Below are 21,734 nucleotides of genomic sequence, written 5' to 3'. Positions count from 1 at the left end.
AATCCATGAACTATATATCGTTTGGCGCGCCTGACGCCGCCGACGGCTTAAGCTTTTCCCGCTTTAGACGTTGCTTTGGTTTACCAGACCAGCCCGTCATATCCGATCTACTTCGAGTTGAAATCCAGTAGAATAAAAAATGGTTGCGTACTGACCTGAGCCCCAAGTCTCCTCCAGCTTTGCGCGGAGTCCTTGGGGTTAAATCTGTGGCGTTAGGCCGCCATCTTGTCCATTGCCTTTCTTTGCAAAAATTCCATCGGGGTGAGGTTGCCCAATGCTGAATGTGGTCTGCGCCAGTTGTAATCCTCCTGCCATTCTTCAAGCGTTTTGCGGGCATCGCGCAATGTGCCAAATAACGTTTCATTCAAACATTCATCTCGCAGCTTGCCGTTGAAGCTTTCGATGAAGCCGTTCTGCTGGGGTTTGCCCGGTGCGATATAGTGCCAATCAATATCACTTTTCTGAACCCATTTGAGGATCGCCATGCTGGTGAACTCGGTGCCGTTGTCTGAAGCTATTGTCTTCGGCATGCCACGTTCTGCGATCACCTTGTCCAGCTCACGTGCAACGCGGTGTCCGGATAGCGACGTGTCGGCCACCAGCACCAAGTTCTCGCGGCTGAAGTCATCGACAACTGCCAGAATGCGAAACCGACGTCCATCTGTCAGCGCGTCAGACACGAAATCTAAGCTCCAACGTTGGTTTGGGCCATCGGGAGGACCATCGGCTTTCTCGTGCCCAACGCACGCTTCCTGCCACCTCTGCGCCGCACCTGAAGCTTCTCTTCACGGTAGATGCGCCTCACTTTCTTGTGGTTTACCTCAAAGCCCTCCCGCGCAATCATCACATGGATGCGGCGGCAACCAAACCGACGCCGTTCTCTGGACACACGCTTGATTGCATCTCGCAGTTCGGCATCATCACCACGACGCGACAGATACCGCACCGTTGATCGATCAATCTGCAGCACATCACACGCCCGCCGCTGGCTCACACCGTGCGCTTCGCACAAATGAACCACCGCCTGCCGCCTCACAGCAGGCGTCACCATTTTTTTGAATTGATGTCTCGCAACATAGCGCGCGACCGTTGTCCTCAGACCAATGGCGGACAAAGTCACGCTCCAGCATCTGCTCGGCCAGCAGCTTCTTCAGCTTACCGTTCTCGTCTTCCAAAGCTCTCAGCCGCTTCGCGTCAGAAGGTTCCATCCCGCCATACTTCGATTTGTATTTGTAAAACGTCGCTGAACTGCTTCTCGGTCAATGCTATGCATTAACCTGCCAGCCAATGGATCCCGTGCCGCCGACAGACATCAGCAGTCTTCTCGCCAGATTCCTGTTCCTTGATCATCGCAATAATCTGTTCGTCCGTAAATCGTGCCTTCATTTGTCCGTCCTTTTGTTGGGCGGACTCTACACAAATCTGGAGGAGTTTTAGCGGATCAGGTCAGTACATTAGTGTCTGAAACTTAGGGAGAGGTTTACTAGGTTCACAGCCAGACTAGAAGAATTGTTGGGAATTGGAGAAATATGAGCGCGAATTTTGAAGCAAGGACAGTGCTGCCCGCCCAGACTGAACACCGATATTAATGCTATTAAGTTGAGAGCGGACTAGAAACTGTTGAATTAACTCTTCTTGTTTCTCTGGGTCGGAAAATTGTGTTAGGTCACTTGAACCAAATAATCTTTCTGCTCTATCTTGAAAAACTTCAAGCTGCCTATCAAGATCCAAAGCACCAAACGAAGACGGTAAGTTGAACACAGTGTCAAAAACGCTTCGCAAAGGCGGGTTTCCCATTACGGTAAACCATTTGCTATTTGAGGTCATGTCACCATTGGCTATGTCGGTCAAATCTCTTTGAACCGTTAAAGCTAAACGCATGCCCTCATTTGCCTGCCCAACGGCCACTTCAAACTGGCGTCCCTTATACGCCTTGACAATTTTGTCTCCAAAGTCGGATAGTTTTGACCTTGGAGTTCCAAGATCAAAACCAAAGGCTACCGTCATTTCTAAATAGCGCTTGTCGCTAAGGCGATGCGCAAAAGCGTCTTCCAACAGTGAACCTTCCACCAGCACTTTCTCAACAAATGCTTTATTTGGCAAATCAGCATCGAGCCCGAACGCTCCGAGGGCAACCTTCAAAAGAGTCCGGTCATTGACCAATTCTTTGGCCGTGGAAATTTTCGAAATATTTTCCTTGAAGTATTCTACTTCTCTTGAAATCAGTGGGGAATTATCATGCACTTCTTGTTGAGATTCTCTTGTGCGAGTCAAGAATGTCCATCCAGCATATCCCGAGAGAGGAATAAGAGCTTGGAAGGTCATAATAGTCTTGCGGCGGCCATCAACCGCTCTTCGCGTGGGAGAAGTGTGCGAAGTAGCTTTAATGCTTGGTAGTATTGCTCTTCTAACACTGCATCAGTTGCTGCTGTTAGTTGATCTCGACTATCTAAATCCACAAGGACTTGGCTCAACTGCTCGATCCCCCGTAGCATTTGGATTTTGGCTTCGCTTTTGTCCGCATCACCGGACAACACCAGTTGTGCAATATAGCACACACGGCGGACAGGTGTATTTACTTCCTCTGGATGTATTGCGTCTCGTAGGCGTAAAATATTAGCGTTTGGTGTAACAATTGAAAGGCGCGAGCGCCGATCTCCGTTTTCGATTACCGCCCCATTAATTAGAACACGCTCTTTTGGACCCAATTTCAATACCAGACCACTCATTTCGCCACCGCCCCTGCTCTTAACCCACGCATTATTGAGGAGTTGACGTCGACCAAGACTTCTGCGGACGCTTCGTCTTTAAGAATTCGGCGAGTGTGGAAATTCGTGAACTCTGCTAAATAGAAAATTCGGGCGCGCAACTCTTCAGGTAGTGCATTACTTTCTTCAGAAACGTCTGAGGCGAGAATTGTCCAAAGCTGGCGATTTTGATGCAAAGCCATGGCGAGTTCCCTAAAACCCTGTTTACCTTTGGCTTCTGCAACCTTTAAGGCGTGGGTTATGCGAGCAAACGCCTCGTATTCAATTCCACGTGAGGTGCGAGTTGTCTTTTGGGTTGAGCCGTAAGCCGTTTTGGCCTGATGTAATGCGTTCACTGTGAGTCCTTCCAGGAAATAGCACAATAAAGTTAAATTTGTGTCCGGAGCGCCTTTCCGGCGCTCCGGTTTTTACCGGCTTAGCGGAAGAGTGAGAGGATCGATTGAGGTGCCTGGTTTGCGATGGACAGAGACTGCACAGCCAATTGTTGCTGTGTTTGAAGTGCCGTCAGGCGTGCGGACACTTCTTCCATATCCGCATCCACTAGCGTGCCAATACCCGATTTCAGAGAATCGGTCAGCTTTCCGATGAAGTCGCTTTGGTTTTCAATTCGTGACTGAGTAGAACCAAAATTAGCTCCAGCGTCGATCGAGGATTGGATCAAGTTTTCAATGCTATCTAACGCTGCATTAGCGCCTGCATTAGTACGAACATCAATTTTGTCCAAGCCGAAGAGGCCACCCGAGGCCTTGCCACCAGCATTGCCAGCGGTCGAAAACGCAAGAGACGCCGATCCAGTTCCGTCATTGTCAACTTGAAGACTCCAAGCCTTGGTCGTTGCATCCTGGACAACTTTGGTCGTTACGCCAGCAATACTGCCGCCATCAATCGCGGTTTTAAGCCCTTTGGCTACGTCTTCCATCGACTCGTCTTTTCCGGCGATATAGTTGTAAGAACTGGAACCTACAGTTACTTTGTATCCATCGCCATCTGCGACAGCGGCCACAGTCGATAAGTCAATTTTCTCTGAGCGTTGAGCAATCGTACTGTCTGAGGCTGTGTTGGTGCCGGTCGGGCCAGCCCCGTTTACAGCAGTAATGTCTGAAGAGCCGTCTCCTGCCGTAGTTGCTGTCGACTTAACATTCATACCTTCAAACGCCCGCGTTGAGCTAATCGTTAGCACACCCGCGGTGTTTGAAGCCGTAACGCCCTCCAGACCTAGGCCATTAATTGCACCGGCAAAATACGACGCAACGTCTGTGACATCTGTTCCTGTTGCCGTAAAGCTAAGATCAACCCCCGCAACAGTTAATTGCGCTGTGTCAGCAGCTGCCCATGTATCCGCATAGGTGACAACTGCAGTGTTTGCTGCTGAAGCTACTGCAGTAGCGCTATCTGCAACAACGGCATTGGCGGCAATTGAAGTACCCGATCCAAATGTACCCGCAGTCGTAGTTTGATCTTGACGTGAAACTTTAATATTTGTGGCTGTTACTGAACCATCGCTCGATCGATCAAGTGAAGACAAAACGTTGACGTCCTCAGTACCTTGAACCAAATTCAAACCATTGAACTGAGCCGCCCCAACAACTGCCGTAATCTGATCACGAAGAGCCGAGATATCCGTTTGAATTTTTGTTCGGTCTACATTCTCTTCTTGAGCGGCAACAATTTTACCTTTGATGTCTGTTAGGAGGTCCGTCACGGTCTCAGACGCTTGTCTCGCAACTGCCACAGTCGATTCACCTAGCGATAGACTGTCGGAAATCGCCTTAAACCCACTCACATCTGCCTCCATCACTTTTGAAATTGCCCAAACTGCAGAATTATCCTTGGCCGAAGACACGGATTTACCAGTGGAAATTTCGTTTTGCGTAGTCGCCATGCTGGCATTTACACCTTTTAGAGTTTGAAGCGCGACCATCGCGCCTGTGTTTGTCAGAATGCTGGACATCGTGTTTTCCTAATTCCTAAGACGCTTTTGCGCCGGTTTTCATTTCGCACCGACTAAGGCGCAGCTGATGTCATTCTGACATTTACGACGGTCATATTATTTCTCGCCGCATCATCCCGCTTGGAGATGTTCATCCAAACTGAAGGACAAAACCTAAGAGAACCCTAAGTGTGCAGTCTAAGTTTTGTAGAATTTTACTAAAATTTGGAGTTTCATCATCTGACACGAGCGCAACAGGTTCTATGGGGCGCATCAGCTTGCGTACGCCAGGCAATCCGAACGTGGAACTTGCTGCAAAACTTCAATCTCGAAGGTCTGTGAATTGACGTGGATTTCTCATTACCCACAGAGCGCGTCGTCCAGAGCTTAAACCAAATCATTGAGTGGCGTGGAAAACCTCGGAGCATACGCGCCGACAATGGCCCATAAAACGCTCATATTGAGTGTTACAATCGCTCTGGACTTACAACAACGAGCTTCCCATGGGCATTGGAGGCATAACCCCCGCAATGAAACTAAAAGCAGCCGAATAAAATCTACGGCTGAGCCTTAATAAAAATGGGATGATCACCGTATTCCTTACACTTTATAAACGGTTTCCGGATAATTTTCATTAAACATTATCTGGAAGTGCTGTCTCAATGATGATCATGACGTCCCTGAATTCTTTAACTCGGAGAATGCGAGTGCAACGGCTGTTTGGGATAGAAAATTCCACCAATTGCTTTGCACCTCCAGTCCTTAAAATAGCTTCCAATCTTAAGTCTACAGGTGTCACTGCAACGCATTTGTTATCGAGGCATCGAATCTAGTCGATTTATTTCTGATTGAAAAACGTTGACCACATTTTCTCGATTGGCCTGTCGAAAACTACCTAATAAAATTGAAGAAAGTTAGTTCCAGAATGGAAACAAAGCTGTCAGTTTCGAACCTATTTAGCCCCACTGTATTACTCGCATTGGTGCTGATGGCTATCATCGTCATGATGATTTTACCGGTGCCAGCATGGGTTCTGGACATAGGCCTTGCGACGTCCTTTGCACTAGCTATTCTCATGTTCACGGTCACGCTATTTATTGAACGCCCGTTAGATTTCTCGGCATTCCCCACTGTATTGCTCGCGTCGCTGATGTTGCGATTGTCACTCAATGTTTCGTCAACCAAACTGATCATTGGACAGGGGCATACGGGACCAGGTGCCGCAGGCGATGTCATTCAGGGCTTCGCTAGTTTCGTTATGGGTGGAAGTGTCTTTTTAGGCCTCGTCGTCTTTGGCGTACTTCTCATTGTAAATTTTGTCGTGATCACCAAGGGTGCTGGGAGGATGGCGGAAGTTGGAGCGCGTTTTGCCCTTGATGCGATGCCTGGAAAACAGCTCGCAATTGATGCCGATATGTCCGCCGGAGCCATCGACCACAATGAAGCAAAGGAGCGACGCGAAAAAGATCAGGCTGAAATGACGTTCTTCGGGTCACTGGATGGTGCCTCAAAGTTTGTAAAAGGCGACGCAATCGCTGGGCTTCTTATTACCCTCCTAAATTTGGTTATGGGTTTGATTATTGGCGTAGCAATCCACGACATGCCAATTGGTCGGGCCTTTGAAACATATGCCATCTTAACAATTGGGGACGGCCTCGTTTCTCAAATTCCTGCGGTGATTATATCGATCGCATCCGCGTTGCTTTTGGCGCGTGGTGGCACAACGGGTTCGACGGATTTGGCAATGGTCGCGCAACTCGGAAGGCACCCTGCTGCCTTGGGAACCGTGGCCGTATTGATGGCGCTTTTCGCGCTCGTTCCAGGACTTCCGTTTTTACCGTTTATCGCCGGCGCTCTTACTTTGGGATACTGCTCATGGCTAGTTCATAAACGGTTGGCCAAAGAGAAGAAAACCGAGACGGCAGTAACCGAAAATGCGCTTCCCAAAACGGAAAAGAAACCCATCGGAGACACTTTGGATCTGGACGACATCCACGTCGAATTTTCGCCCGATCTCATTAACATGATATTGGATCCGGCGACAGGTTTGGATGCCAGAATTGAGAATATGCGAACGCATGTGGCCACCGAATACGGGCTGATTCTGCCCGAAATTCGTTTGACAGACGAGGCTTCATTGCCAGCTGGCTCGTATATCATTCGCGTCCAGGGAGTCGAGCAGGCAAGAGACGTGCTGCACCCTGAAAAAGTTTTGGCGCTGATGCTTGATGGTGGGGATTCTCTTCCTTCAGGGCAGGATGTTAGCGAGCCTGTTTACGGGGCTCCCGCGCGATGGATCGCTCAAGAGGACCAAGACGAGGCGGCTCTATCTGGGTCCACAATTGTGAACTCAAGCGAGGTTCTTGCAACGCACTTGCTTGAAGTCATTAAGCGAAACTTCCCGCGACTCTTAACGTTGAAGGCTTTGCGCAAAATTCTAGCGGCTTTGACAAACCTGTCCGACGAAAACCGGGCTGCCGCCAATCGGCAAATGTTGGACGAGCTTGTTCCTGAGAAGGTTCCAGTAGATCTTCTTTTGAATGTCATGCGGCTCCTCTTGGAGGAGCAAGTTTCCGTGCGCAATTTGCCGCTCATTCTTGAGGCGACTGCCGAGGCAAGGCCAATCTATCCGAGCGCCGAGGGAATTTGCGAACATGTTCGACAGCGATTAGGCTTCCAACTGGTCGCTGATATCAAGCGAGCCGATGGCACAATCCCATTGATTCAATTGGCGCCTGAGTGGGAGGCGTCTTTCAATCTGTATCAAATGGTTGGGGATCGCGGTCAGGTGGATGTGGCGCTCCCCCCGCTTGAGTTCAATAAATTGGCGGACGGCGTCGCTGATCGCATTGCGCGGGCTGCGGAGGCAGGAACCTATCCCGCAATCGTAACGTCTCGGCTCAGGAGACGCTTTATCCGCACTGTGCTGTCGGCCAAGGGAATAAGCAATCCTGTCCTGTCGTTCGAAGAAATTGGGACGGATGCGCGCCCTGCCCTCGTAGGTTTCGTGCCTTTATGAATGAAGCAATGGAACTCATCAGTGGCTGGGGAAAAGACGAACTCACGTCCTTCTTTTTCGTTTTTCTGCGAGTAGGAGCAGCCCTTTCCCTTCTTCCAGCGTTCGGTGAACAATCCATTCCACAGCGTGTTCGCCTAGGCCTGGCCATTGCTTTTACAGCCGTTGTCTATCCCGCGGTTTCAGTGGAAATTCGTGCCTATACTATGGCTGAAGGCCAAGCTTGGGGAGGATATGCGAGTGAGATTCTCGTCGGTTTGATACTGGGTTTGGGGCTAAGATTGTTTGTTTTTTCTTTGCAAATGGCGGGATCAATTGCAGCGCAGGCAACTTCGCTGTCGCAAATATTGGGATCTGCACAGGCTGAGCCAACGGCCGCAATCGGACAATTGCTACTTATGGCGGGCCTCGCGCTGGCCGTGATGAATGGGCTCCACATCAGAATTGCCGAGGCTTTCATCCTTTCCTATAACGTCTTCGGGCCTGGGGACGTTCCCCAAGCAAGCGATGTTTCACAATGGGGCGTCGCCCGAATCGCAAGCGCCTTTTCCCTCGCGTTTTCCCTCGCCGCGCCGTTTGTCATTGCTTCTCTTGTTTATAATGTCGCGCTCGGGGTTATCAACCGCGCCATGCCTCAGTTGATGGTTGCAATGGTGGGCGCACCCGCGATCACCCTTGGAGGCATGGCCCTTCTTTTGATTGTTGCTCCGGTTCTATTGGCGGTTTGGTGGGACGAACTGTCGGTATTTCTTCAAGCACCATTTGGTGTGATGAGATGAGTGACGACGATGACGACGACAAGCAACACGAACCGACGCAAAAGAAATTGGATGATGCGCGCAAAAAGGGTGAGGTACCAAAATCGACCGACCTCATGACTGCCGCAGGCTATGGTGGATTTCTCGTCGCCGCCTATGCGGTTGGAAGCAGCAGCATGAAGGACATGGGGCAATTGTTGGCGAGTATTATCGGCCAATCGGATAGAATTGCCCCCACGCTTTTTGAAGGCAACGGCCTTCCCGTGACCGGAAGCATTATGATGTCGACCCTTAAAATTATGTCGCCGTGGTTCGCACTCCCGAGCTTGCTTGTAATTGTAATGATTGTAGCCCAGAAAAGTTTTGTCGTGGCCCCCGACAAACTTGCACCGAAATTGTCGCGAATTTCGCCCATCTCAAACGCCAAAAATAAGTTCGGGCGCGCGGGAATTTTTGAGTTCTTTAAAAGCTTCGTAAAACTTGGAATATATGGCGTCGTTCTGGGTGTGTTTCTATATCAAAATGTTCTCACCATTGTTGCCACGGTCCATATGACACCCGCAATGGCCACAACAGTATTACTGGAACTGGTGATGAAGTTCTTCTTCATCGTCCTCATTATTGCAACCACCCTTGGTGTTTTGGATTTTCTGTTTCAGTATCAGGAGCACATGCGCAAAAACCGAATGTCGCACAAGGATATGAAAGACGAACACAAAAACAGCGAAGGCGACCCGCACGTGAAGCAGAAACGTCGCCAAAAGGGCTACGAAATTGCCATGAGTCAAATGATGTCGGACGTTGGGAAGGCTGATGTCATCATTGTTAACCCGACCCATTATGCGGTTGCCTTAAAGTGGGATCGTGCCAATGGCGGCGCCCCAATTTGTGTTGCAAAAGGGGTTGATGAAGTTGCCGCAACCATAAGGGAACTAGCGAGCGAGCATGGCGTCCCCATTCACAGCGATCCTCCCACGGCACGTGCCATTTTTGCAGTTGTGGAAATTGGCCATGAAATTCATGCAACACATTATCAAGCCGTCGCCGCGGCAATCCGCTTCGCCGAAAAAATACGCAAGAAGGCACGCGGTTACGGGGTGAAACCGTTTGGATAAACGCCTTAAAAACCTGAAAAACCTTTCAGCGACCCTGCTGGATATCGAATTGTTCAAGCTTAAAAAAATTTCGGCAGATCAGCAGCGGCTTTCGGATGAAATCCTTAGAATTCGTGAGTCTAAAGGCCAACAAGCGGTTACTTTGACAGAGGCAAACGGAATGGATCCGTCCTTGCTTGCGGGCGCTTTTTCCAAATGGGAGGAGTGGTGTACTCAAAAATCAATGAGCCTGAACCAAGAGCAAGCCGTTTTGCGGGTGGAAATGGAAAAACAACGAAAGAAAACACAGGCGATGTTTGGCAGGTCCGAAGCCGTGAAAGAGCTAATGAAGCGCGACACAAATATGGCCAAGAAGAAAATGAGTCTCTGATATTATCACAAAACCTCGGCTATAGTTTGTCGAATGATATGGAGAAGTACGGGGATTTTGGAACAATCTACCGTAGCGAAGCCTGTTAGATAAACAAATAGTACTGTTATTATCGTCGATATATTCTCGTTCGGATTGAAATTCCTACCATCTTGATTTATGCCCTAATAAGCAGCGCTTGGTGGCATTCTCAAAATCGTTTTTGGAGTGTCACGAGCATTTCAAAAACTTGTGGCACTCAATCGTTTGGTGCGCTCATCTCCGAAAAACGCAAAAAGGTTTAAATCGATGTCAGATAAAAAACGCCCCGACATATTGTATACCATTGTAGACGAAGCTCCCCAACTCGCTAGCGTCTCACTCCTGCCCATCATTCAATCCTTTGCTTCGACAGTCGACGTCACCGTCGGTACCCGAGATATTTCCCTGGCGGGCAGAATTTTGGCGACGGTTCCAGAGTTTCTTACTGAGGGTCAACGCCAGTCTGACGACCTTGCCGTATTGGGTGAACTTGTAAAAACTCCCGAAGCCAATGTGATTAAACTGCCAAACGTTTCGGCATCTATTCCCCAACTGTCTGCTGCGATTTCCGAGTTGCAAGTGCAAGGCTTTGCCGTTCCAGACTACCCTGAGAACCCCCAAACTGAAGCGGAAAAATCCCTTCAGGCGCGCTATGACGCGATTAAAGGGAGTGCGGTTAATCCTGTTTTGCGGGAAGGCAACTCTGATCGTCGGTCCGCACGGGCTGTAAAAAACTATGCGATGAAAAATCCACATTCGATGGGTGCATGGGCTTCCACATCCAAAACCCACGTCGCTTCAATGCCCGGGAATGATTTCTACGCCAATGAAAAATCGGCAACGATTTCAGCGGCTCAAGCTGGCAAGGCGAAAATAGAATTTGTTGATACCGCAGGTAAAGTGTCCCTGCTGAAAGGTGATCTCAATCTTCTCGAAGGCACGGTCGTAGACGCGACTTTCATGAGCGCAACTGCATTGCGTGCCTTTATCCGCAATGAAATAGTCGACGCGGCGGCGCAAGGCGTCCTGTTCTCCGTTCATCTCAAAGCAACGATGATGAAGGTTTCGGATCCTATCATTTTCGGTCATTTTGTTTACGTTTACCTTGAAGATGTATTCACCAAGCACGCTGATGTTTTGGCAGAATTGGGTGCAAATCCGAATAATGGAATCGGTGATCTATTGGCAAAAATCGACGGCCTCCCCGCCGACAAAAAGGCCGAGATTGCTGCTGATATTGAGGCGAGTATGGCTGCGAAACCACCGCTTTACATGGTGGATTCCGATAAAGGCATCACCAACCTTCACGTTTCCTCTGACGTGATCATCGACGCATCGCTTCCGGCACTCATCCGTGCGGGAGGCAAAAGCTGGGGTCCTGATGGCAAGGCCGCAGACACTAAATGCGTGGTTCCCGACAATTGCTATGCGGGTATTTATGACGAAACGATCAACTATTTCAAAGAGACGGGTGCCTTAGACCCGACCACATCGGGTAGCGTTTCCAACGTCGGTCTCATGGCCCAGAAAGCCGAGGAATACGGCTCGCATCCAACAACATTCGAAGCGCCCGCGAATGGTACAATTCGCTACGTTTTGGCCAACGGAGAAACCTTGCATTCCCATGAAGTAGCGGCCGGCGATATTTGGCGTTCATCTTCTGCGAATGCCGCTCCGATCAAAGACTGGGTAAAACTGGGCATCAGCCGTCAGAAAGCAACGGGTTCTGCCGCGGTGTTTTGGCTAGATGAAAACCGCGCTCATGATGCACAATTGATCAAAGCGGTCAAAGCAATCCTGACCGAAGAGGGCGCCAATGATTTGGGTCTTCAGATCATGGCCCCCCGCGAGGCTACGCGTTATAGCCTTGAACTTATTCGTCAGGGTAAGGACGTGATTTCGATCACGGGGAACGTCTTGCGCGACTATCTCACCGACCTTTTCCCGATCCTTGAATTGGGAACGTCAGCAAAAATGCTCTCGATCGTTAAGTTGATGAACGGTGGCGGTATGTTCGAAACGGGTGCTGGTGGTTCTGCCCCTAAACACGTTCAGCAACTGGTGTCTGAAGGGCACTTGCGTTGGGATTCCCTTGGTGAGTTCTGCGCACTTGGTGAATCTTTAACGTTCCTTGCCGAGAGTAAGGGCGATCCTAGAGTTGCTGTTTTGGGCCGCGCCGTAGATGACGCAACTGAAAAACTTTTGGACACGGGGAAATCTCCTGGCCGTAAAGTGGGTCAACTTGACAACCGCGATAGCCATTACTTCTTTGCGCTGTATTGGGCAGAAGCTTTGGCTGCTCAAACCGACGATGCCGACCTTGCTGCGCATTTCGCGCCAATCGCGGCGGAATTGGCAGCGAAACAGGATGTTATTCTGGCTGAGCTGTCCGCAACACAGGGTCAAGCTGCTGATCTAGGCGGCTACTATCACACGGATCTTGAGAAAACCGTCGCCGTAATGCGCCCAAGCGCGACATTTAACGCGATTGTTGGATAAGTGAAAACTCGGTTGGCCATCTCATTGGCCAACCGATCTTTATTCCCGTTTGCCTCAGTTTAATCCGCTGCGGGCAATGTATTTAGCCAAGTCGAGGATGAGCTGACCACGTGCCACTGCGATGGCTTGCGGTCCCCCGTTTGGGTCAAAAGGAACGGCCAGTTCAAAGAGGCCTGAGCGTTCGCGGCCACCATCACTCACCCCGACGAAATACTGACCTGCTGCATGATATTGGCCGTCACCCCGTGCAATTAGGCTTTCAAAGCGAACTTCTAGACGAGCATCAGGAAAAGCCTCAAGCGGCCATGGCGACGATGCCACGCGCGCCCCTGTTAGCTTCGAAAGCGCGCGAGAGAGTTCCATGGCAACCGCACGTTCGGGGCTATCAGCCCAGAGTGCCCCACTCTCAGTTACCAATTTACCGCTCGCGTCCTGAAGTGCGATTTCATCGGCCGCGGCATAGGTTGGCAGAGATATTTCACGCACTTCTATGGAGCGAAACCCGATGCGTATCGATTCTGTAACAGCGGGCGGAGCGACGGAATATCGATCAGCAGGGCCTGAGCAGGCAGCAAGCGTTAAAGCGGTTATGGCAAGGGAAGTTCTGAAAAAACTCATGGTTATCGTCCTCGGATTAGGGCGCTGGGATTGCGTTCCAGCATGCGGGCCAGAGATGTCATCGCCGCCGCAGCTTTTGAAATGTCGCGCAGGGTCTCTTGGGCGTCACGACTTAATACTTTTCCGCTGTTATACCCTGCGATTGTTGCGCTGGCTTCATTTAGAATGCGTTTGATACTGTCCACCAATGCCGGAAGATCTTTGGTGGAGGTCGCAACCGCATCCGCTGCTTGGCGAGCGGAGTCTAGCGTTGCGTTGACATTGGTGACGCTTCCGCCTTCGCGCAATTCATTTAGGATCGTGCTTATTTCAGTCAGAGCAGCCCCCAATTCTTGCGGTAGCGCACGAGTGGCGTCCGAGCTGATGAACTCGTCAGCTGACTCAGTGAGGCGGGTAAGTTGGATCGTTAAGTCTTCAAGGGGCAGTTCTTCGGCCCTTACCGCAACGGCCTCAATTTGTGCAACTAACGCTGGTACACCTTTGACAGATTCCGTCACGCTGTTTGCCGCAGCCGCGGCGGCATCGACGGCCGCAACGAGCTGAGTTGCGAGTTTCTCTTTTTCCACTTCAGCGAGCAACGTTTCAAAGCGCACAATCGCGGCATTGAGGGAGACTGGAATATTCTGAATATCTTTCGATGACACAAAATTTCTAACCTCAATCAATGTATCACTCACCTCTTTTGGTATTTCGCGCAAGTTTCCATCGGAAGCCACGGCCTCGGCACTATCGAGGAAATCAATGGCGCTGTGGAGGAGCTGCTCGATGGGTAGTTTGTTAATGCGATCTAGCACACCTTCGACAGTGCCTGCGGCATCTGTGATTTCGCTTTTCGTTGCCGGAATAACAGGCACGATGCCCTCACCAGTCAACATGACAGCTTTTGGCGCGTTATCGACCTGTAAAAGTTCAATTTTAAGGCCTCCCGTCAAGATACTGGTGGAAGCTAGACGCGCGCGCAAACCCTCCTGAACCCGTCGCGATAAGAACTCTAGCGCGGTCTTGGGCGACGCCTCGCCCTGCAACCCAAGGCGCGCGGGTTGGATCGACAGCACGGCATTCAGTCGTACGCGATTATCACCGAAAGTTTTTGCATCAATTATCCCCGAAACGCTTTGTACTTTGCCGATTTTCAAGCCATTGATTTCGACAGGTGCATCTACGGCGAGCCCCGAGATATTCTCTTCAAAGACCACACGCATTTCGACGGTCTCGACTTCGGCCCCGACGAAGAGATTGTTGCGGGCCGTTGCTTTGTCGGTGAAAACTTCGAAGACGGTCCCGCTGGCGACAGGTGTGCCGTCGGAAACGAAAGTGTCAAAGGTCACACCACCGCCTAAGAGGGTGGCAAGTGAGGAAAAATCGAGTTTTGCGCCTGACGCACCAACCGAAAACGTAAATCCAGAGGTGTCCCAGAACCGTGTTGAGGGCGTAATCAACTGGCTGTGCGGATCATAAATGATGGCCTCGGCAATTGCATAACTTCCCTCGACCGAAATGCGTGCTTTTCCGATGCGACCAACTTCTATCCCGCGAAATGTGATCGGGCTGTTGTCGGTCAAACTACCGCCAGACGTGGAACGCACTGCGATCTCCAGACCTTCTCTCCCTTGCTGGGAAAGCGGCGGATCTACTAGCCCTTTGAAACTTGTCCCTCTGGCACTGATCGTACTGTCCCATGAGCCTTCAATATAAACGCCGGACAAAACCGTATCCAAGCCGGTAACGCCACTGGCGCTCACTTCGGGCCTCACGACCCAGAAGTTTGAGGCGACATCCACAAAGGGTGCGATTTCTTTGTGCAAGCGCACAGAAACGATGACCGCAGCAAGGTCGGGAGCGAATTCAATACCTTCAACAACACCAACTGTGACGTCGCGATACCTCAGCTCTGTTTTATTTGCAGCGATGCCAGCACCGTTTTGAAACGCAATCTCGATCAATGGTCCACGGCTGTTATAGGCCTGCCAAGCCACGCCGAGCGCGACCACCAGCGCCGCCAAGGGGATCACCCAGACAATTGAAGCGCGATCAAAAAAGGATTTCCGAGCCGGTTTGATAGCAACGGGAGGTGGGCGATCATTCATGTTTTGATGGCTTTCTGTTTGGCTTGGACATCCCAGATCATTCTGCTGTCAAAAGCTTGCGCGGATAGCATTGTGAAAATAACCGAGAGGGCGAAAAATAGGCTGGCACGACCGGGATTAATAGACGCGATCGTATTGAGTTGCACCAGAGACGACATAATCGCAACGACAAAGATGTCGATCATTGACCATCGACCAATATACTCCACCATCTCGTAGACAAATTGGCGTTGGTGTTTCGTGACGTTGGACGCGCGATTCACGGAGAGAGCCAAAAAGGCAATGGCCATGAATTTTCCAACGGGGATGACCACACTGGCGAAAAGGATGATGAAAGCGACAGCAAAGGAACCGTGGTGCATAAGTTCAATCGCCCCATCAACAATTGTATTTTCTTGCGTAAAAACCAAAGTGCGGGTTTGCAGCATCGGATACACGTTTGCTGGTACATAGCACATAAGCCCAACCAGCCAGAGCGCCCAAACCCGCTGCATGCTTTTCACTTCGCGCGAGACAATTTTTTTGCCACAACGACCGCACGCAGGTGTGCCCACAGGCCAAACCTGTGTGCAACGCGTACACGCCACAACCCCAAGGTCGTGCGCGCTCACGATGTCTAGGCCTTGTCCAGCGAGTTCCATACCGACCACCTACATACAAAATTATCTTGGAATATTGTTAATATCACCAAAGCTACAAACATCCAAAACGCCGGCCCAAATGACACGTCCGCAATACCACTTATTTTGACCAACGCAACTGCACACCCGATTGCAAATATTTCTGCCATCGACCAAGGCCGTAACGCTTCCGACAGGCGAAAGGCGTGAACTGCTCCGCGGGCGGGCGGGCGGTCTAGCACAATTGGTACAAGCACATAGATTCCCAACAAGGCGCGCGTCAGGGGAATGACAATAATAAGCGAAGCCATGGCGAGAGACAGCGCAATGAGCAACCCGTGATTGAACGCAAAAACCGCATCTAGGATCGACATCGAGTTAGTTGTTCCAGCCGCATCTATCGTCAGGAATGGAAAGACAGTTGCTGCGATAATCAAGATGGCAATCGCAAGCGAAACAGCAATAATTTGCAGCCCTGCTTTGCGGCGGGGTGTAATCAGGTCAGCTCCGCAGCGGCCGCACGACGCCTTTTCCCCATTCTCAGGGCGGCGCAACGTATAAACCGCATCACAATGCGGGCAGACGATCAAGTCGCTAAGGGGAATCGCAGGCGCTTCAGACATCAAACATAATTATCCTAATTCGAGTGCAGACTACAGAGCACCCATTCTATTTCTAAATCCCACCGCAATTGCTTCGGTGTTTGGATGCCGCCCTAGTCCTCAAGACCCAAAACTGAATCCGCATTTGCACGACGATAATTCACAAACGTTTTCGCACTCAAAACAACAAAAAACGTATCCATATCAATAAGTATATAGCCTTCTTCTAAAAGTGCCCGCGAAAGGTTCTGAATATCTTCGGGATACAATCGCTTACGGTCTAGCATATCGCGTAAAACTTTTGAGGCAATTCGGTAGCGCCCAGAGTCTTTACCGCCGAAACTGGTAAGGTAAAGTGCGCTGAGCTGTTTGGCTGTGTGTTCAAAATTATTCATATCGAATTTATATAAGGTAAATAAATTTTGTCTATAGACAAATAAATACATCCATTTATAGGGGGGCAAGGAGATTTTTCATGACTATGGACCCAGAACAGATCGACCAACCCATCGAAGTTTCAGACGCACTGTATAGTGCGGTCGAAAGCGGCGATGCTATTGCGTTGCAAAACCTCCTAGAACCGTTGTCTCTCGCAGAAGCCTTGCGCGAAATTTTACAAATGGATTCCGCTGGGCGTGCGACTGTTCTGTCCCTTATCTCCGCAGAGCTTGCGGCGGCAATCATTGAGGAAGCGCCCCACGAAACGGGTGCCGACCTCATGGAGACCCTTGAGGTTCTGCGCGCCTACGAGATTATGGAGGAGTTGGACTCCGACATTCAGGCCGACCTTATTGGTGACATGCAATACGAAGATGCCGAAGCGATCTTGCAGCAAATGGATGCTGAAGACGCTGCGGATGTTCGCCGTCTCATCGACTATGACGGTGACACCGCTGGTGGCTTGATGATGGCCGAGGTCTTTGTATTTTCGGACACGCAAACCGTCGGGGCTGTCCTGCGTCAATTGGCCAGTGACGACAACGATGTGGACCGGTACCGCGGGCAACACCCTTACGTTTTGAACGCGGATTCCCAACCTATTGGCGTGGTATCTCTACGTGGCCTCTTGACGTCCAAACGGTCTGATCGTCTGACCGAAATCATGGTGCAGCCAATAACGGTTCCAGTCACCGCTAGTCTTTCTGAGCTTGAGGATATCTTTGACAAACATCCCTTCCTCGGAGTGCCCGTCATTGAAGAAGATGGAAAGCTCGTGGGCGTGGTTTCGCGCGCAGCTGTGAGCCAAGCTTTGCTCGAACGATCTGAATCCGAGACAATGAAATTGCAGGGTGTTGTTGGGGATGAGTTGCGCTCAATGCCGACGTGGTTGCGATCGAAGCGGCGTTTGGCGTGGCTCTCGGCCAATATCGTCCTCAATATCCTCGCGGCTTCTGTTATATCTGCTTATGAGGAAACCCTTACCGCCGTGATCGCCATCGCAATTTTTCTACCGATGGTCTCGGACATGTCAGGGTGTTCGGGAAATCAGGCGGTCGGTGTCAGTATGCGTGAGTTGAGCCTCGGTTTGGTCCGCCCCAAAGATGCCGCGCGAGTCTGGATGAAAGAAATCACCGTGGGTGTGATTAACGGTATTGCACTTGGTCTTCTCATTGGAATCGTGGCTTGGGTCTGGAAGGGCAATCCGGCTCTTGGCCTCGTCATTGGCCTCGCGCTTGCGCTTAACACCATGCTCGCCGTGTCGATTGGGGGCGTGGTCCCACTTTTGCTCAAACGCTTGGGACAAGACCCTGCTGCCGCAAGCGGCCCTTTGCTCACAACCGTGACCGATATGGCCGGTTTCTTCTTTGTTTTGAGTCTCGCATCACTCATGATGCCTTGGCTGATATAATTTAGCGCTGATTGAGAAAAACTATGCCTATGAAAAAAGCCCCTTTGGTTATCGGATGGATTGAGCATGTCTCGCTGCCTGAGCTTTCCCTGCCAAATATTCGGGCCAAAATAGATACCGGCGCGCGAACGTCCGCCCTGCATGCAACTGAGATAACTCCGTTTCAAAAGGACGGCGAACTCTGGGTGCGGTTTGTGGCTCAACTCCATGACGAAGCACCGAACGTCCGAGTGGAAACACCAATTTATGACATTCGCCATATTAAAAACACGGGTGGTATACCGGAAGAGCGCATCGTAATCCGTGCCGCACTCCATATTGCAGGACAATCTTGGCCGATTTCAGTATCTTTAACCGATCGAAGTAAAATGCGATTCCCAATGATCGTGGGTAGAACCGCGTTGAAAAAGCACAATATTGCCGTCCACACACACAGAACAAACTTAACAGCCAACTGACCTAACAGCGGCGCTCTTTAAGCGGAAGGACTACAAAATGAAAATCGCAATGATGGCTCGGAATCCAGACCTATATTCCCATAAACGCCTCAAAGAAGCTGCCGAAGAACGCGGACATGAGTTTCACATCATTAACACCCTGAGTTGTTACATGAACATCGCGTCTCGCCGTCCAGAAATGTACTACAACGGCGAAAAACTTGAGGGTTTTGACGCGGTCATTCCACGCATTGGGTCCTCGATTACGTTTTACGGCCTTGCCGTATTGCGCCAGTTCGAGATGATGGGCGTTTACCCTCTCAACGAAAGTGTCGCCATCGGGCGCTCACGCGACAAACTGCGCTCTATGCAACTTTTGGCCCGCGACGGCATTGGCCTTCCGGTGACAACATTCGCCCACGACCCCAAGCAAACCAAGGAAGTTCTGAAGCTCGCGGGCGGGGCGCCTGTGGTGATTAAATTGCTTGAAGGCACGCAAGGGATTGGCGTGGTTCTGGCTGATACAGATCGTTCCGCTATATCAGTTGTAGAAGCGTTTCGCGGCGCGAAGGTGAACATCCTTTTGCAAGAATTCATCAAGGAGTCCGGTGGCACCGATATCCGCGCGATCGTCGTCGGCGGCAAGGTAATTGCGGCGATGAAACGCACAGGCGCGGGCGACGATTTCCGCTCGAATCTGCATCGCGGTGGCTCGGCTAAGTTGATTAAACTGTCGCCTGAAGAACGTTTAACCGCGTCCCGTGCCGCCAAATCCATGGGTCTCAATGTCTGTGGCGTTGATATGCTGCGCGCCAACCACGGCCCCGTTGTGATGGAAGTAAACTCCTCTCCGGGCCTTGAGGGTGTAGAGAAAGCAACAGGTTTGGATGTGGCCGGAAAAATCATTGAATACATTGAAAAATCGGCAAAACCCTATGCGACCAAAACAAAAGGTAAGGGTTAATGCCAACGCGCAAAAGTTTTATAATTGCGGGGCAAGAAATTCTACCGGGCACCAGAAGAACCGTTGACCTACCCGTAAGCGTCATGTCCGATCACACACCCGTTTCAATGTCGGCGCACGTCATTCACGGAAAACTCAACGGACCTGTGGTATTCATTAGCGCGGGTGTGCACGGGGACGAAGTGATTGGCGTTGAGATTGTGCGCCGTCTGTTGCGGACGTCAAATGTGAAAACCTTGCGCGGCACATTGATTGTGGTTCCGATCGTAAATGCGTTCGGGTTCATAAATCATTCTAGATACTTGCCAGATCGGCGCGACTTGAATCGCTCGTTCCCTGGAAGCCCTAGCGGCTCCTTGGCGGCGCGGTTGGCCTATCTGTTTTTAACCGAAGTGGTCGCCCGAAGTGACCTTGGGATCGATCTACATTCAGCAGCAATACACCGCACCAATTTGCCACAGATCCGGATTTCCCCCGATGTGCCACGCACTGCGGAATTGGCCGAGGTTTTCGGTGCGCCTGTGATTTTACAGTCGCCTTTGCGGGAAGGTTCCATGCGGGGAGCGGCTAAGGCGCTTGGCAAGGATGTGCTCTTGTTTGAAGCGGGTGAAGGGCTCCGCTTTGACGAAATGTCAGTGCGGTCCGGTGTTGCGGGAATTTTACGAATTTTGCGCCACATGGGGATGATTTCGGCAAAGGGAGTGGCAAAACCCAAGGCGCCCTCGCAATACTGTGCATCTAGCAAATGGCTTCGAGCCCCCATGGGTGGGTTGTTGCGGAATTTCCGTGGCGATGGCGACGTTGTAAAAAAGGGTGAGGTCATCGCTTCTGTATCGGATCCGTTTGGGCAAGTGGATGAAGAAATTATTGCGCCCTTTAATGGCATCGTTATTGGACGAGCTGTTATGCCAATCGTCAACGAAGGGGACGCTGTTTTTCACTTGGCGCGCGTGACGTCGGTTGCAAAGACAACCGAAAACGTTGAGGATTTGAGCGAGCAACTCGCGGATGATCCTCTCTTTGATGAGGACGAAATTATTTAGCGGATTTTGAGTCGCACCAATCTTTGCCGAAGCCATTTTGAAAGGGCCCTTGATGTTGAAGACGAGCCCCAAACCCATATGTGCCTTTAATGTGTCCTCTGAGGGGGGGTGCGAGCGCATTGTGGCTCCGCTCGGCCCCAAGATTGAACTTCCTGCGACGGGATATCTTTGGCTACATTTTGACTTGAATGATGCCAATTTGGAGGCTTGGATTGAACAGGTCCTCCCACGCACAGCCGCAAGAGCATTGCTTCAGCCAGAAACACGTCCACGGTGCGACCGATTGGAGGATGGGATGATCCTTACGTTGCGTGGCGTAAACCTCAATCCCGGCGCGGACCCAAATGACATGGTTTCCGTACGATTGTGGATTCAGGAGGGTCTTATTGTAAGCGCACGCGCCCGAAAAATATGGGCTGTCGATGCTATTCGTCAGAAAATGGAGACTGGGGTCGGGCCAGAAAATATTGGCGCATTTCTCGCTGAATTGACATATGGCCTTACCAAACGCATAGAGAAAGTGTCGTTGGATTTAGTAGAAGGCACTGATGCGGTTGAAGATAGCGCAATGAGCCAAGTACAACGCGTAAGCGGTGAGCTTTCAGCGTTGCGTCACAGCGTCATAAAAATAAGACGATTCGTCCGCCCACAAACCGAGGCAATCGCTGATTTATCGAGCGGCTCAACTTGGACTTTCGAACCCCACCAGCGCGACGTCCTCAAGGAAGTTGCAAACCGTGCCGTCCGCACGATGGAAGAACTTGATGCGACATCAGATCGCTTGCACGTCATTCAAGAGCATTTAGACATGCTCCACGCAACAACCCTAGGTCGGAACAGTTATGTGTTGTCTGTCGTTGCTGCAATATTCCTCCCGCTAGGGTTTTTAACAGGCCTGTTCGGGATCAATGTTGGCGGAATGCCAGGGCTTGATTCGAGGTATGGCTTTTTGGCGGTAACGGGCGGATCAGCATTTCTCGGCCTCGTGCTCTATGCAGTTTTTAGGCGCTTAAAGTGGCTCTGAACCAAAAAGAGTT

Annotated in this window: 19 protein-coding genes and 2 pseudogenes; 11 read left to right on the top strand and 10 right to left on the bottom strand. The window is 50.7% G+C overall.

The genetic code is table 11. The features are described 5' to 3' along the window. Positions 1–212: 212 nt before the first annotated feature. From RC74_RS22675 to RC74_RS06825, 5 genes and pseudogenes are all read right to left on the bottom strand, one after another. Positions 213–1,386: pseudogene (locus RC74_RS22675) on the bottom strand (IS3 family transposase). A gap of 114 nt (positions 1,387–1,500) precedes the next feature. Further along, positions 1,501–2,325, bottom strand: a complete 825-nt coding sequence (locus tag RC74_RS06840; protein WP_039000247.1) for a DUF1217 domain-containing protein — start codon at positions 2,323–2,325, stop codon at positions 1,501–1,503. Next, positions 2,322–2,729 (bottom strand): flagellar biosynthesis repressor FlbT, encoded by a 408-nt coding sequence (gene flbT / locus RC74_RS06835; protein WP_039000249.1) that lies wholly within the window; start codon positions 2,727–2,729, stop codon positions 2,322–2,324. Before flbT ends, RC74_RS06840 begins: the two co-directional genes overlap by 4 nt. Then, positions 2,726–3,103 (bottom strand): flagellar biosynthesis regulator FlaF, encoded by a 378-nt coding sequence (gene flaF, locus RC74_RS06830; RefSeq protein WP_039000250.1) that lies wholly within the window; start codon positions 3,101–3,103, stop codon positions 2,726–2,728. Before flaF ends, flbT begins: the two co-directional genes overlap by 4 nt. 80 nt (positions 3,104–3,183) lie before the next feature. After that, the gene (locus RC74_RS06825; RefSeq protein ID WP_039000251.1) at positions 3,184–4,719 is read right to left on the bottom strand and encodes a flagellin; all 1,536 of its coding nucleotides are present in this window, start codon (positions 4,717–4,719) and stop codon (positions 3,184–3,186) included. Positions 4,720–4,995: 276 nt separating this feature from the next. On the opposite strand from RC74_RS06825, the pseudogene RC74_RS22065 reads away from it, so the two are divergent. The 6 genes and pseudogenes from RC74_RS22065 to RC74_RS06800 form a co-directional block, all read left to right on the top strand. Beyond that, positions 4,996–5,252: pseudogene (locus tag RC74_RS22065) on the top strand (IS3 family transposase); the annotation flags it as partial. Positions 5,253–5,623: 371 nt separating this feature from the next. Then, positions 5,624–7,717: a flagellar biosynthesis protein FlhA gene (gene flhA / locus RC74_RS06820; RefSeq protein ID WP_039000252.1), complete on the top strand. Its 2,094-nt coding sequence runs from the start codon at positions 5,624–5,626 to the stop codon at positions 7,715–7,717. An 8-nt stretch (positions 7,718–7,725) separates the two neighbouring features. Beyond that, positions 7,726–8,493 (top strand): flagellar biosynthetic protein FliR, encoded by a 768-nt coding sequence (locus RC74_RS06815; protein ID WP_052274599.1) that lies wholly within the window; start codon positions 7,726–7,728, stop codon positions 8,491–8,493. After that, positions 8,490–9,587, top strand: coding sequence for an EscU/YscU/HrcU family type III secretion system export apparatus switch protein (locus RC74_RS06810; protein WP_039000254.1), 1,098 nt, complete (start codon positions 8,490–8,492; stop codon positions 9,585–9,587). Before RC74_RS06815 ends, RC74_RS06810 begins: the two co-directional genes overlap by 4 nt. Further along, on the top strand, positions 9,580–9,957 hold the full coding sequence (locus tag RC74_RS06805) for a hypothetical protein (protein ID WP_039000255.1): 378 nt from the start codon (positions 9,580–9,582) through the stop codon (positions 9,955–9,957). The genes RC74_RS06810 and RC74_RS06805 overlap by 8 nt, the downstream gene beginning before the upstream one ends. Positions 9,958–10,245: 288 nt before the next feature. Then, positions 10,246–12,477, top strand: coding sequence for an NADP-dependent isocitrate dehydrogenase (locus RC74_RS06800; protein WP_039000335.1), 2,232 nt, complete (start codon positions 10,246–10,248; stop codon positions 12,475–12,477). A gap of 54 nt (positions 12,478–12,531) precedes the next feature. Here the strand turns inward: RC74_RS06800 and RC74_RS06795 are convergent, their stop codons facing one another. From RC74_RS06795 to RC74_RS06775, 5 genes are all read right to left on the bottom strand, one after another. Beyond that, a complete protein-coding gene (locus tag RC74_RS06795; protein WP_039000256.1) occupies positions 12,532–13,095 on the bottom strand; it encodes a PqiC family protein in 564 nt (187 codons plus the stop codon). 2 nt (positions 13,096–13,097) lie between these two features. Continuing rightward, positions 13,098–15,182 carry a PqiB family protein gene (locus tag RC74_RS06790; protein WP_039000257.1) on the bottom strand — a complete coding sequence of 695 codons (2,085 nt, stop codon included), beginning with the start codon at positions 15,180–15,182 and terminating at the stop codon, positions 13,098–13,100. Continuing rightward, positions 15,179–15,823: a paraquat-inducible protein A gene (locus tag RC74_RS06785; protein WP_052274590.1), complete on the bottom strand. Its 645-nt coding sequence runs from the start codon at positions 15,821–15,823 to the stop codon at positions 15,179–15,181. Before RC74_RS06785 ends, RC74_RS06790 begins: the two co-directional genes overlap by 4 nt. Beyond that, entirely contained in the window at positions 15,799–16,425 is a 627-nt protein-coding gene (locus tag RC74_RS06780) for a paraquat-inducible protein A (protein ID WP_039000259.1), read from the bottom strand. The genes RC74_RS06785 and RC74_RS06780 overlap by 25 nt, the downstream gene beginning before the upstream one ends. Positions 16,426–16,517: 92 nt before the next feature. Beyond that, positions 16,518–16,799, bottom strand: a complete 282-nt coding sequence (locus RC74_RS06775) for a hypothetical protein (RefSeq protein ID WP_039000337.1) — start codon at positions 16,797–16,799, stop codon at positions 16,518–16,520. An 80-nt stretch (positions 16,800–16,879) separates the two neighbouring features. On the opposite strand from RC74_RS06775, the gene mgtE reads away from it, so the two are divergent. The 5 genes from mgtE to RC74_RS06750 are packed head-to-tail and all read left to right on the top strand — an operon-like array spanning position 16,880 to position 21,721. Beyond that, entirely contained in the window at positions 16,880–18,253 is a 1,374-nt protein-coding gene (gene mgtE, locus RC74_RS06770) for a magnesium transporter (RefSeq protein WP_039000260.1), read from the top strand. 29 nt (positions 18,254–18,282) lie between these two features. Beyond that, entirely contained in the window at positions 18,283–18,711 is a 429-nt protein-coding gene (locus RC74_RS06765) for an ATP-dependent zinc protease family protein (protein WP_236940040.1), read from the top strand. Between the two features lie 37 nt (positions 18,712–18,748). Next, the gene (gene rimK, locus RC74_RS06760) at positions 18,749–19,654 is read left to right on the top strand and encodes a 30S ribosomal protein S6--L-glutamate ligase (protein ID WP_039000262.1); all 906 of its coding nucleotides are present in this window, start codon (positions 18,749–18,751) and stop codon (positions 19,652–19,654) included. Continuing rightward, the gene (locus tag RC74_RS06755; RefSeq protein WP_039000263.1) at positions 19,654–20,697 is read left to right on the top strand and encodes a succinylglutamate desuccinylase/aspartoacylase family protein; all 1,044 of its coding nucleotides are present in this window, start codon (positions 19,654–19,656) and stop codon (positions 20,695–20,697) included. Before rimK ends, RC74_RS06755 begins: the two co-directional genes overlap by 1 nt. Positions 20,698–20,749: 52 nt before the next feature. After that, a complete protein-coding gene (locus RC74_RS06750; protein ID WP_039000264.1) occupies positions 20,750–21,721 on the top strand; it encodes a zinc transporter ZntB in 972 nt (323 codons plus the stop codon). The last annotated feature ends 13 nt before the right edge of the window (positions 21,722–21,734 follow it).

Origin of the sequence: Falsihalocynthiibacter arcticus (genome assembly GCF_000812665.2) — a bacterium.
Classification (GTDB): domain Bacteria; phylum Pseudomonadota; class Alphaproteobacteria; order Rhodobacterales; family Rhodobacteraceae; genus Falsihalocynthiibacter; species Falsihalocynthiibacter arcticus.
Note: the sequence above shows the minus strand (reverse complement) of the source record. Positions and strands in the feature narration are given on the sequence as shown.